Source organism: Pseudoalteromonas sp. GB43 (assembly GCF_054923805.1).
The window spans coordinates 427,369-439,709 of record NZ_JBPCHJ010000001.1; the positions used below are offsets into that span (position 1 = coordinate 427,369).

Here is a 12,341-nt window from a genome sequence, read left to right on the forward strand (position 1 = left end):
AAAATAGGGTCTCAGGCACATGTTAATCAAACTAATGGTTATTTACAATTTTAAATTGTACTAATCCTTGGAGCCACTTCATGAGTATAATACACTGAAGTTAAATGCGTTAATTTAAAGGAATTTTATTATGTTACGTCCGCTAATGTTTGCATTAGGCGCTGTGTGCACGTTTAGTTATGCAGGTGATTTATCAGAAAATAGTTTAGACGCAGGTAAGGTTTCAGCCCAGTCTAAACCGGTTACTTTACTAGGGCAAGGTGTTGAAGTTGGCCAACAAGCGCCTAATTTTAAAGTAGTAGATGGCAACTTTACCCCCGTCACACTAGACAACTATCAAGGCCAAGCAGTGCTTTTAAGCGTTGTGCCAAGTTTAGACACAGGTGTATGTAGTATTCAAACCAAACACTTCAATGAAAAAGTAGCTTCAGAATACCCAAGTGTGGCGATGCTGACCTTAAGCGCAGATTTACCGTTCGCACAGAAGCGTTTTTGTAAAGCCGAGAATATAGACAAAATAGTGACCTTATCTGACTCTGTATGGCGTGACTTTGGTAAGAACTACGGTTTGATTATCAAAGATATGGGCTTGTTAACCCGTGCCGTATTTGTGCTCGATAAAAACCATAACATCGTTTACAAGCAGCTTGTCGATAACCTTTCAAAAGAGCCTGATTACGACAGTGCTATTGCGGCATTAAAGAAACTGTAAAAGCGCAATTTTAACTTGCAGTGATACAAACACAAAAAAACCGCCCAAGGCGGTTTTTTCATATCAGCAATTAGGCTATTAACCTAAAAGCTCACCAAGTTGTTGGCTAACAGCTTCAACAGCTTGAGTACCGTCTAATTTGTGGTACTGAGTGTTGCCTGCTTTCGCTTCAGCTTGGTAGTAATCAACTAATGGTTTAGTTTGGTCGTGGTAAATACCTAAACGCTTACGCACTGTTTCTTCAGTGTCGTCATCACGAATGATTAGGTCTTCACCTGTGATGTCATCTTTACCATCAACTTTAGGTGGATTATAAACAACGTGATAAACACGACCAGAGCCAGGGTGTACGCGACGGCATCGCCCATACGCTCAACGATGATTTCGTCAGCAACGTCAAATTCGATAACGTGATCAACTACCACGCCATTCTCTTTCATTGCATCTGCTTGAGGAATAGTACGAGGGAAACCGTCTAGTAAGAAACCTTTTTCGCAATCTGGCTTAGCAATGCGCTCTTTAACTAGACCGATAATAATTTCGTCAGATACTAATTGACCTGCATCCATTACTTTTTTAGCTTCAAGACCAAGTGGTGTACCTTCTTTGATTGCTGCACGCAGCATATCGCCCGTAGAAATTTGTGGAATACCGTATTTGTCCATCAAAAACTGAGCTTGAGTACCTTTACCTGCACCCGGCGCGCCCAAAAGAATAATGCGCATATCATTGTCCTCTGTGTGATACTAATCTTAAAAAATGGTCGATCAGTGGAGTTTTGTTTTTAGAGCCTGAATTCTTCCACAACTAAGGCTATACCTCAAGTAACTTATACCAATTGCCTATATTAGCGGCAATAAAAAAGGGAGCCTTGCTCCCTTTTCCAACTCATTGCGCTAAAACGCTTATTTGCTTAAATCTAGCATAAGTTTGTTCAAACGAGTTACAAAGCCTGCAGGGTCTTTTAACGTACCGCGTTCAGCCAGTAATGCTTGATCTAGAAGCACTTGTGACCACTGGGCAAACTTGTCTTCATCTTGTTCAACATTTAAGTGTTTAACAAGCTGATGCTCTGGGTTAAGCTCAAAAATTGGCTTTTGCTCAGGCACTGTTTGACCAACTGATTCCATTAACTTTTGCATTTGCGAGCTCATATCGTGCTCATCTGCAACAACACATGCAGGAGAGTCAGTTAGACGGTGCGTAAAGCGTACGTCTTTAACGTTATCACCTAGTGCAGTTTTAATGCGCTCAACTAGGCCTGCAACTTCTTTTTCTGACTCTTCTTGCGCTTTTTTAGTTTCTTCGTCATCCATGTTGCCTAAATCTAAGTCACCACGGGTAATTGACTGGAATGATTTTTCGTTGAACTCTGTTAAGTAGCTCATCATCCACTCATCAACACGGTCGCTTAATAGCAACACTTCGATGCCCTTCTTACGGAAGATCTCTAGGTGTGGTGAGTTCTTCGCTGCAGCGAATGAATCAGCAACTACATAGTAGATTTTGTCTTGCTCTGGCTTCATACGCTCAATGTATTGCTCAAGCGATACATTTTGAGTGCTTTCATCAGTGTGTGTAGAAGCAAAACGCAGTAGCTTAGCAATGGCTTCTTTGTTAGCCGCATCTTCAGCAGGGCCTTCTTTTAACACCTGACCAAACTCGTTCCAGAACGTTTGGTAATCTTCTTCGCGGTTTTTCGCCATACGCTCAAGCATCTTAAGTACGCGCGACGTACAACCTTTACGGATTGCTTGCGTTACTTTGTTGTCTTGTAAGATTTCACGTGACACGTTTAGTGGTAAGTCGTTTGAATCAAGTAAACCTTTCACAAAACGTAAGTAGCTTGGCATGAACTGCTCAGCGTCATCCATGATGAAAACGCGTTGTACATACAGTTTTAAACCTGATTGACGCTCACGGTTCCATAAATCGAAAGGTGCTTTTTTCGGGATGTATAACAGGCTGGTGTATTCTGTTTTACCTTCAACCTTGTTATGTGCCCAGCTTAGTGGCTCTTCCCAATCGTGACCGATATGCTTATAAAACTCTTTGTACTCTTCGTCTGTTACTTCTGACTTGTCACGGGTCCATAGTGCTGTCGCGCGGTTAATACCTTCCCACTCGCCTGGCTGTGCTGGAATTTTCTCGCCGTCAGGACCTTCAGATTCAGGTACCTCTGCTTTATACATCTCAACTGGAATAGAAATATGGTCTGAATATTTAGTTACGATGCTACGTAAACGGAACTCATCAGCAAATTCTGTTTCGTCTTCACGAAGGTGAAGAATGATTTCAGTACCACGTGATGGTTTATCAATCTCTTGTAATGTGTACTCACCTTCGCCTGCAGATTGCCATTCAATACCTTGGCTTTCACCTGCTTTACGCGTACGCACTGTTACTTTATCAGCAACGATAAACGCTGAGTAAAAACCAACACCAAATTGACCAATCAATTGTGAATCTTTGCTTTGGTCACCAGTTAGGTTTTGGAAAAATTCTGCGGTGCCTGATTTTGCAATTGTACCTAGTGAATTGATCACATCTTCACGGCTCATACCGATACCATTATCAGTAATGGTGACCGTGTTTGCTTCTTTATCGGCACTGATACGTACTTTTAGTTCCGCATCGTTTTCGTATAAATCGCCATTAGAAAGCGCAAGGAAACGTAATTTATCTGCCGCATCTGACGCGTTTGATACAAGCTCACGTAGGAAAATCTCTTTATTAGAGTAAAGAGAATGAATCATCAGGTTTAATAGTTGTTTGACTTCTGTTTGAAAGCCTAATGTTTCTTTTTGTGCTGCAGTCATTGTGTAAATCTCCAATTAACAAAGTGTCTAATCTGCACTATGACTCTTTATATGGGGCAGGCTTTTTGAACTTCAAGGCAAAAAATTAAATTTGCGGGTAAAATAGCAAGCTTTTGGGAATATCCTACGATATTTAAGATCTTCTAAAAGTAGTGAAACGGATAATTACTTCTCAGCCAGTTTGTATTGTTATGAAGTCAAAATATATTGCAATGATAAATAAATATTGTGCCTGTCTTGGCTCAAATTTGTATTTATAGCACTCATTAACAGTTCGTTATGAGTAGCCAAATCATCAGCGAACAAGTTCAAACACTCACCTTCTGTGTACTCTTGGTCCTCGAATGTAGCGACTGTTACAACTGCAGCCGCAAGAATGCCAGAAACCCCAGCGCTGTAAGTTTTTTTGCTTTCATAGTTTGTTCTCAAATTTTAGGTATAAAAACCCCGCGTTTTGCAGGTTACGATGAATTCAATACTATTTATTTAACAAACTATCTATGTTTCTGACGACTTGAGATGCTCGTCTAATTTCAGGTATAGAAAGTATATTTGCTCCGACCATGGAATATACTCCAAGTATATTTGCAAGCTCCTTATTTTCTTTTTTTATCTGATTTAGCGTTTCATCTTGTTTATTGTAACTATGTGATAGATTTTTAAATTCGTTTTCACTTTTCTTTAATTGCTCAGCATATTTTAATGCTTCGTTATGAGACTTAAGGTGAAGCTCTTCGGCTTCAAGCTGCTTTTCTTTTATTTCATTTCTTGCTATTTCATAAAAACTGGACTGCTCTTTTTCAGTAGCTATATCACTTAGTAATTTTGAATTTTTTTCCTGCTCTTTAATTAATCTTTCTTTTACTTCTTTTTCTCTTATTAATAAGTCATCGTATTTATCTGTTAAATCATGAGCTCTGGCTTTGGTTTTAGATAATTCATCTAATACTTGTAGGTGCTCATCATTAGAAATCATCTCCTTCCAGCCTTTGGTATGAAGCCATTTATTAAACCAATTAACGGCAAAGCGCTTAAGAAATTCTACACCGTTATTTAACCAAGGAACTATAACGACTAATAGAAGTGTTATTCCAAATGGCTGCCAATAATTCCAGTCAAAAGGAATTTGATTGAGTTTCAGACTAGGCTTTAGTGGCTCATACAAAAACCAATAAACTAATTTCCAGTTCCACGTTAAAGAAACCCAAAAATAAGTAAAAATGAATGGGCTTGCTAATCTTTCTCTGAATAAATCTAGGGTACTACTGTCAGCTTGAACGGTCATTTTTTTTACATCCCTTTAAACTAAAAACCCGCCAAGTCATAAACTAAGCGGATTTATTCAATATGGAGAATACTATATCAGAATTGAGGGTAGGAAGTTAATCATCCCATCTTGGTTTTGATATATGACAATCGTTTATCCAATTAGTCAGTTGAGTTAAACGATTTTGAGCCTCTTCGTATTCAATCTGACCTAAATCAATCGACTTCCAAATATCAGATAAAACATCAGGAGCTTGCTCTGGTATGCCTATAAAAAATTGACTGCGCAACATATCAAATAACATTTCGCCATCAGCACCTGTATCTTTATTGTCCCATATAGTTCCTGTACCACCAATACCCCAACCACACAACATGTGCTCTAAATCCACAGCTTGCTTACTGTCAATATTTGCTTTCAACACTTCAATTTTAAACAACATAGCTTTACCTTAAATAATATCCTTTACACTTTCACGATACATTCACACAGAGCTTATAACAACGCCTTCAACAAGGCACTCACCATGATTGCTGGCTTTTACAAGTGAGTATGACTAACATTCAGATAAAAGAATGATTCTTCTAGAATCAGTTATTCTACAAACAAACACGCTGTTGTTTGTAGCTACAATGGCATCACCTTGTTTTACTCCGATCTTATGGTCAATTATTAACAAATCACCATCAGAAACCCTGCTTTTCGATTATGCCTGATATCACTTTGGCTAAATCCTTAAACTTGACGACTCTGTTGCAGTACCCTCTATTAAACTTTTATTTATAAATTGAATAAATTACTGGATCACTAACCTTCATCAACAAGAAGCTGTCATACTTTGTCACTGACTTTAATAAATAGTAAATTGGTTCAGCAGTTTCATGTAATTGCCTTTCTGCCATTAGCAAACGGTTAACTTCCCAAATGAGATTTATATTATTCTCAATTAGGCTATTCGCAAACAGCCCTGCTGCCGACATCAACTCAAACTTAAGATGCTGAAGCCTGCCTTGTAGTTGGGTTAATTTATCATTTGTAATTTTTAAAGGCTCTGCAACCGCCTTTCTCATAAAGTTGAGTTGTTCATCATTGAATGTAATTTCCTCATTGATACCAAATCTTGAAAATGCATCTAATCCGTCTGCTGAGTATTTACTGACATCTGGTTCATCGTTCTTAGCAATTTCCAGTTGATAAGCAGCAGTTGCTTTTAGTGTTCGATATTCATGTAAACAAAAATATAACCTATTAAGTGAGCTTAATAATTTTTCAGCATTATTATGTTCATTTTGCTTAACCCAGTTGTCTGCTGTTAACCAGGCTGCAATTAGCAACAAATTTGTAGTGTAAGCAATCAAAAACGTAAAAATAGCGATAGTAATATCACTAAAACTTCCCCAAGAACCATCTTTAACGCCAAATCCATAAAACAAAAATAGAGTTAGAAGCAAAATCAAATAACTAGTAGATATGCTTTTAAACCATGTACCGAATCTTTCCACTAAATTGTACCTTCAACCTTTTCAGCCAAAGCTCTTTGCTCATAAGCAATCGCCGTTTTCGTATCACTCTTATTGAAATAAGCCTCTAGATGTTCATTTTCGATATCTAAAGCTAATGTGAAATTGCAGTAACCTCTAAATCCAACTGGCTGTACTTTTATGTTGGTGAGTTTTTGCTGCATGTTAATCTCCTTAATTCATGCAAGAGAATCCACTTACACATAATTATCTGCGCGATTAATCGCATTTTGTGCGCAATGTAAATTAGAATTTTATAGATAACCAAATTAAGTCTGTAACTTGATAAGCTTTCAAATGCGCACTAGCGCAAAGCCTCAATATATTTATCGTATTTTTTAGGGAGGACACTATAAGCACCCCAGTTCAATACTTTGCAAGCATAAACTGAGTCACTTTCTGAATATAATTTAGCAGAGAAAAGTAAATAACTTCCTCTTGATTTTTTCGATATATGCTTTCTCTCATCATAAGACTTATCAGTATATATCTTTACTAAATCATTACTTGACTCTACTCCCGAATTCAGATAATAAGTGCACCACTCATGGTTAAACGGTGAGAAGAGATCAACTGCCTGTTGGTGGTACTCTGTAATCGCCAAAAAACAAGAGTAGATACCATGAGTTACAAGCAGTTGATCGAAGGGCAAAGATACCAGATTGAGGCCTACTTACGCGAGGGTTTTAGCTATCGAGAGATAGGGAAAAGGCTAAAAGTGAGCCACAGCACTATAAGTCGTGAAGTTAGGCGCAATAGTACTCGAAGTCATTACTTGCCTGAGGTTGCACATTCAAAGGCATGTAAACGAAAACATCTAGCTGCCAAGTATTCCATGCCAGCACTTACAATTGCGTTCGTTGAGTTTGGATTGGAGCAAAAATGGAGCCCTGAGCAGGTTGCGGGTGTAAGCAAAATTATCGGGCATCCTGTGAGTCATGAATGGATTTATGGCTATATTCAAAAAGATAAATTGAGTGGTGGCAAGCTATACAAACATCTGCGACAAGGGCACAGACGTTATCGTAAAGGCAGCCGAAGCAAACGTGTCATCATCCCAAATCGTGTTGGCATTGAACATAGACCTGCGATTGTTGACACTAAGACACGATTTGGTGATTGGGAAGCGGATACAGTACTTGGCAAGCATGGTACGGGAGCAATCGTTAGTTTAGTCGAGCGTACAAGTAAGTTTTACCTGATACGCAAAGTGCCAGCAAAAAGTGCAGCGCAAGTGAGCAGAGCAATGATAGGTATGCTGTGGCGCTATCGACGCCATGTTCATACGATAACCGCAGACAACGGGAGTGAGTTTTGTGAACATGAGCATGTTTCAGACAAGCTAAAAACCGACATCTACTTTGCTAACCCCTACTCATCATGGGAAAGAGGGTTAAATGAGAACTTTAATGGCTTGTTGCGTCAATATATTCGCAAAGGCACTGATTTACGAACGGTGACAGATAAGCAAATTGCGCACATAGAAAAGGCGCTCAATGCGATGTTCGAGAAAATGTCTAGGGTTTAGGCAACCAGCGGTAATATTCGATGAATTACGCAAAGCAGCCTAATTTAGCGAGTGGTGCACTTCGGACTTGAATTCGCGCTTCAATTACATTTCGAGCTGATAATTCTCTAAAACCTATTATTTTTCCAAAGAACAAGGTTTCTTTCTTGGGTAAATCATCAGTTAATTTACTTGTTGAATAAAGTTGATCGCTCAGCAACATTGGGTATTGAGAGTTAGGAAAATAAAAACCTCGGGACAAATTTGCAGGAAAGTTCATACAAAGAGCCATAACAGTTGAGATATTAGAAGGTAAGCTGAAGCTTTTACCATTATGCCTAGCTATTGGCACTTCGGTATTAGGACCGTTTTCATCTTCTATTGCAGTTCTATCGTACTCCCCTGTATCGTCAATGTCGTTACCATCGCCTGAAGGGGGTGTCGATTTCCAAGAATGAATTATAGCTAACTCTTTATTCTCTATGGCTTTTGCTGCTATCTCCTCTGATTCATAATTAAGACCAGGCTTAGCATTGACTCTCCACTCACATTTAATGCTATCTGGATACTTTTTCTTAGATCCGTGCTTATAATGAGCAGTGATATTATTCTTGCTAATAGCATCTGCGTCAGGAGTTCTTGTAAGTGGCGTAGCGCAGATAGGACAAAAAGTTTTACCTTTCATTTGAGGACTGAACTCCTCGGGTATAACTTCTACAGATAAAGCCTTTAATTGCTCTTTATCATGTTGCCCGTACTGCCAAACATCTGAATAACAACCATATACGATCCGGTGCTTCTGTTCCATGTACTTTATCCATAATTACTTAGTCACCTTAATTGATATCAAAGAGTAATGATTTTTTCTATGAAAATGTGATTATTTTTAATTTTAAATTCATAACCTACGCAACATCACCCATCTTTACATAGATATCCTTAATAATATCCTGCTCCATTCGCTAATTACCCTCGATAATTTTTTTGAATAGTTCATCTGAGTGCCTATGAAGCTCGTATGTTCAAAATTACCTATTGAAGTGCATGATGAGCCAAACACAAAAAAGCCTGCTTAAAGCAGGCTTTTGATACCATATTAGGTATTAGTTTTGGTTTACGGCGCGTCGTCCGCTAAATGCGTGCATCAATGTCATACCATCAAGCAAGTCGAGCTCACCACCAACAGGGACACCGTGAGCAATACGAGATGCACCTACCTGATACTTATGACAAAGCTCAGCAATGTAGTGGGCTGTGGTTTCACCTTCAACACTTGGATTGGTCGCGAGGATCACCTCATTAATGCCACCTTGTTGCAACTTGCTTTCAAGAATATCAAGGCCAATTTCTTTTGGTCCTATGCCATCAATTGGCGACAAGTGACCCATTAAAACAAAGTAAAGACCTTGGTATTGACCAGTTTGCTCAATCGCGAGTACATCGGTTGGTGATTCGACCACACACAATAAACCACTATCTTGGCGTTTAACACTTGAACAAATATCGCATACCGCTTGCTCTGTAAAAGTACGACAAGATTGACAATGCCCTACTTCATCCATTGCCTTGGTTAATGCATGGCCAAGCTGTTTACCACCCTGACGGTCACGCTCAAGCAAATGAAAAGCAATGCGCTGTGCCGACTTAGGGCCTATGCCCGGCTGGCATCGTAGCGCTTCAATTAGCTGTGTTAAACTAGGAGATAGTTGCATACAAAATCACTTAGAATGGCATTTTCATACCTGGTGGTAATTGCATACCGCCAGTTACTTTGCTCATGCGCTCTTGTGTTTCTTCAGCAACACGACGTACAGCATCGTTACACGCTGCCGCTAATAAATCTTCGATCATGTCTTTGTCGTCTTCCATTAAGCTGTCATCTAATTCAACACGACGAACATTGTGGTTACCAAGCATAGTTACTTTAACTAGGCCTGCACCTGCTTCACCTACAACTTCAAGGTTTGCGATTTCTTCTTGGGCTTTTTGCATGCGCTCTTGCATTTGCTGCGCTTGCTTCATCATGTTACCCATTCCACCTTTAAACATAACTGTCTCTCTTTCTAAACTACTTTAATTGGCATGAAGATAAGGGCTATTGTAACTAATTACAATGCCTGAATACTGTTTTCATCGATTATAGCGCTAAACAACTGCTGAAATTGCACTATATTTTCATCACTATTTATTACATCAATCGCTTGTTGATGACGTCCCGCATCAATTTTTTGTTGAATCAAATACGGTGAATCAATTACGCCATCAGCAAACTCGATACTAAGCTCTACATTATGGCCGTAAATTTCACTTAATGCAGCATTGAGCTTTTGTCTAAGCACAGCGCTATCTAAATGGCGCTGTGATGAATCAACTTCAATATGCAGCTGATTATTCTGCTTGGTAAAGATTGAATGCAGCGCAAATTGGCGCATGCGACCACCCAGTCCCATGCGCTTAATTAAATACGCCCATTCGTCTTGTTCGTGTGCAAATTTAATACTGCTGATCGGGCTTTCAAAATCATCAGGTATCGGAATACTGGCTTCTTCAACTACTGGCTCTGGCGCTTTTTGTGGATTGATCTGCTCAAGTAACTCTGGCGCTAAGTTTTCGGTGATTGTTTGATGCTTTTCTCGAAAGTCGACTTTTTTTACTTTACTACTGCTCTCCCCCGTTTGCTGGGGGATGGGCTTTTTTACTTCAGCAGCCATTGCTTGCTGCTGAGGCTGAATGTTGGTCGCGGCTGTGCTTTGTTGCACTGGCGGTTCTGCTTTAGCATGAGTTTGCGTTGCTGCACCACTTAAACGCCCAGCACCTGAAATATTGCGATCTTGTAAAATACGAGCAATGGCCGACTGCGCCTGACTTTGCTGCTGTTGTAATTGTGCTGGTGCTGTTTGCTGTTGCTGAGGCGCAGATGCTTCATTGGCAGTAAAGCCCTGATCATAAGCGCTATTCATCACATCATCATATTGCGCTGCAAGTGATGAATCCATTTCGGCATCATCATCCATATAATCTTGCGAAGAATACTCTGGTGATGAGTACTCAGCTGCTGGCACTTGCTCTGAGTGGCTTGGCTCTTGCTGTTGTGGCGCAGGTTGAACTTCAGCAACCATTGCAGTTTCAACAGATTGCTGAGGCTGTTGACCAGCATCAGGCTGCTCTACTGCTGTTGCTTCAACTTGCTGGGCAGGCTCATGGCTATGTGCCGTTTCTGCCTTGGCTGCTTGAATAGGCTCAGCTTGTGTTGGCTGAGGCTCTGAAGGAACAGCAGTTGTCTGTGCAGAGCTATGTGCAACTGGTGCTTGCTCTGAAGCAGCTTGCTCACGTTGCGCCGTTGATTTTTTCAAAATATCACGCAGTGCACCGGCACCACTTGGCTTAACCTGCTGCTGGGTATTCGATGGTGTTTGGCTTTGTGCAAATTGCGTAGGTTGGAATGCAAGCAGTCGCAACATGATCATTTCAAAGCCAAGTTTAGCATCGGGTGCCCACTGCAAATCTTTTTTACCATTTAATAGCAATTGGTAGTAAACCTGCATCTGCTGTGCATCAGTGGTTTGTGCCACCTGTTCAATAAAATCTCGGTTAGTATCATCAAGTGCCGCTGCACTAGGCACAAGTTGCACAAGCTGAATAAGATGCGTCAGGGCAATTAAATCGTCGAGCAAGGCTGCAAAGTTAGGGTTTCGGCTAACGACTGCTTTTACTTCTTGAAGTAATGCATCGCCATCTTGGCACAGTAACGCTGCTAACATGGTTTGGCTATATTGAGTATCCATCAAGCCAAGCATAGTTTGCACAGCCTGATGATTAATATTACCATTGGTTTGCGCAATTGCTTGGTCTGTAAGACTCAATGCATCACGCATACTACCATCGGCTGCCTTAGCTAAAATAAACAATGACTTATCATCGAAACTTAGCTGTTCTTGATTAAGAACATGGGCAAGCTGATCATGAATTTCTGATTGCGACAAAGCATTTAAATTAAACTGTAAGCAACGCGATAAAATCGTCACGGGTAGTTTTTGCGGATCGGTTGTCGCTAATAAAAACTTCACATGCTCTGGCGGCTCTTCCAATGTTTTTAGTAATGCATTGAAACTGTGCTTTGACAGCATGTGAACTTCATCGATTAGGTATACCTTGTAACGACCACGTGTTGGTGCGTATTGAACGTTATCAAGGATTTCGCGGGTATCTTCTACTTTGGTACGTGATGCCGCATCGATTTCTAATAAATCAATATAACGGCCTGCTTCAATATCAGTACAACTTGAACATTGGCCGCATGGCTCAGCAGAGATACCCTTATCGCAGTTGAGACTTTTTGCGAATATACGTGCAATGGTTGTTTTACCCACCCCACGGGTTCCAGTAAAGAGATAAGCGTGATGGAGTCTATTTTGTGTTAATGCATTAACTAATGCTTGTTTAACATGAGACTGCCCCACTAACTCGTGAAAGGTTTGTGGTCGCCATTTCCTTGCTAGAACCTGATAACTCATTA

Annotated in this window: 10 protein-coding genes and 2 pseudogenes; 2 read left to right on the top strand and 10 right to left on the bottom strand. The window is 40.1% G+C overall.

Annotation, left to right across the window (positions count from 1 at the left end):
• The first annotated feature begins 130 nt into the window (after positions 1–130).
• Positions 131–712 carry a thiol peroxidase gene (tpx, locus tag ACRWSG_RS01935; RefSeq protein ID WP_462165472.1) on the top strand — a complete coding sequence of 194 codons (582 nt, stop codon included), beginning with the start codon at positions 131–133 and terminating at the stop codon, positions 710–712.
• Between the two features lie 78 nt (positions 713–790).
• Here tpx and adk read toward each other — a convergent pair.
• The 6 genes and pseudogenes from adk to ACRWSG_RS01965 form a co-directional block, all read right to left on the bottom strand.
• Positions 791–1,437: pseudogene (gene adk, locus ACRWSG_RS01940) on the bottom strand (adenylate kinase).
• 180 nt (positions 1,438–1,617) lie between these two features.
• Complete coding sequence (gene htpG / locus ACRWSG_RS01945; protein WP_138600431.1) at positions 1,618–3,531, bottom strand: molecular chaperone HtpG; 1,914 nt, start codon at positions 3,529–3,531, stop codon at positions 1,618–1,620.
• 478 nt (positions 3,532–4,009) lie between these two features.
• A complete protein-coding gene (locus tag ACRWSG_RS01950; protein ID WP_462165473.1) occupies positions 4,010–4,816 on the bottom strand; it encodes a hypothetical protein in 807 nt (268 codons plus the stop codon).
• Positions 4,817–4,913: 97 nt separating this feature from the next.
• Positions 4,914–5,240 carry a hypothetical protein gene (locus tag ACRWSG_RS01955; protein WP_462165474.1) on the bottom strand — a complete coding sequence of 109 codons (327 nt, stop codon included), beginning with the start codon at positions 5,238–5,240 and terminating at the stop codon, positions 4,914–4,916.
• 334 nt (positions 5,241–5,574) lie between these two features.
• A complete protein-coding gene (locus ACRWSG_RS01960) occupies positions 5,575–6,300 on the bottom strand; it encodes a hypothetical protein (RefSeq protein WP_462165475.1) in 726 nt (241 codons plus the stop codon).
• Positions 6,300–6,482, bottom strand: a complete 183-nt coding sequence (locus ACRWSG_RS01965; protein ID WP_462165476.1) for a hypothetical protein — start codon at positions 6,480–6,482, stop codon at positions 6,300–6,302. The genes ACRWSG_RS01960 and ACRWSG_RS01965 overlap by 1 nt, the downstream gene beginning before the upstream one ends.
• Before the next feature lie 458 nt (positions 6,483–6,940).
• On the opposite strand from ACRWSG_RS01965, the pseudogene ACRWSG_RS01970 reads away from it, so the two are divergent.
• Positions 6,941–7,889: pseudogene (locus ACRWSG_RS01970) on the top strand (IS30 family transposase).
• Here the strand turns inward: ACRWSG_RS01970 and ACRWSG_RS01975 are convergent.
• The 4 genes from ACRWSG_RS01975 to dnaX form a co-directional block, all read right to left on the bottom strand.
• Positions 7,872–8,633, bottom strand: coding sequence for a hypothetical protein (locus ACRWSG_RS01975; protein WP_462165477.1), 762 nt, complete (start codon positions 8,631–8,633; stop codon positions 7,872–7,874). The pseudogene ACRWSG_RS01970 and the gene ACRWSG_RS01975 overlap by 18 nt on opposite strands.
• Before the next feature lie 295 nt (positions 8,634–8,928).
• Positions 8,929–9,537 (bottom strand): recombination mediator RecR, encoded by a 609-nt coding sequence (recR, locus tag ACRWSG_RS01980; protein WP_054551546.1) that lies wholly within the window; start codon positions 9,535–9,537, stop codon positions 8,929–8,931.
• A 10-nt stretch (positions 9,538–9,547) separates the two neighbouring features.
• Positions 9,548–9,874 (bottom strand): YbaB/EbfC family nucleoid-associated protein, encoded by a 327-nt coding sequence (locus tag ACRWSG_RS01985; RefSeq protein WP_054551547.1) that lies wholly within the window; start codon positions 9,872–9,874, stop codon positions 9,548–9,550.
• Between the two features lie 59 nt (positions 9,875–9,933).
• On the bottom strand, positions 9,934–12,339 hold the full coding sequence (gene dnaX / locus ACRWSG_RS01990; RefSeq protein WP_462165478.1) for a DNA polymerase III subunit gamma/tau: 2,406 nt from the start codon (positions 12,337–12,339) through the stop codon (positions 9,934–9,936).
• Positions 12,340–12,341: the final 2 nt, after the last annotated feature.

Coding starts and splice junctions, on each gene's coding strand:
- tpx (WP_462165472.1), top strand. CDS start 131: ATGTTACGTCCGCTAATGTTTGCATTAGGCGCTGTGTGCACGTTTAGT.
- htpG (WP_138600431.1), bottom strand. CDS start 3,531: ATGACTGCAGCACAAAAAGAAACATTAGGCTTTCAAACAGAAGTCAAA.
- ACRWSG_RS01950 (WP_462165473.1), bottom strand. CDS start 4,816: ATGACCGTTCAAGCTGACAGTAGTACCCTAGATTTATTCAGAGAAAGA.
- ACRWSG_RS01955 (WP_462165474.1), bottom strand. CDS start 5,240: ATGTTGTTTAAAATTGAAGTGTTGAAAGCAAATATTGACAGTAAGCAA.
- ACRWSG_RS01965 (WP_462165476.1), bottom strand. CDS start 6,482: ATGCAGCAAAAACTCACCAACATAAAAGTACAGCCAGTTGGATTTAGA.
- ACRWSG_RS01975 (WP_462165477.1), bottom strand. CDS start 8,633: ATGGAACAGAAGCACCGGATCGTATATGGTTGTTATTCAGATGTTTGG.
- recR (WP_054551546.1), bottom strand. CDS start 9,537: ATGCAACTATCTCCTAGTTTAACACAGCTAATTGAAGCGCTACGATGC.
- ACRWSG_RS01985 (WP_054551547.1), bottom strand. CDS start 9,874: ATGTTTAAAGGTGGAATGGGTAACATGATGAAGCAAGCGCAGCAAATG.
- dnaX (WP_462165478.1), bottom strand. CDS start 12,339: ATGAGTTATCAGGTTCTAGCAAGGAAATGGCGACCACAAACCTTTCAC.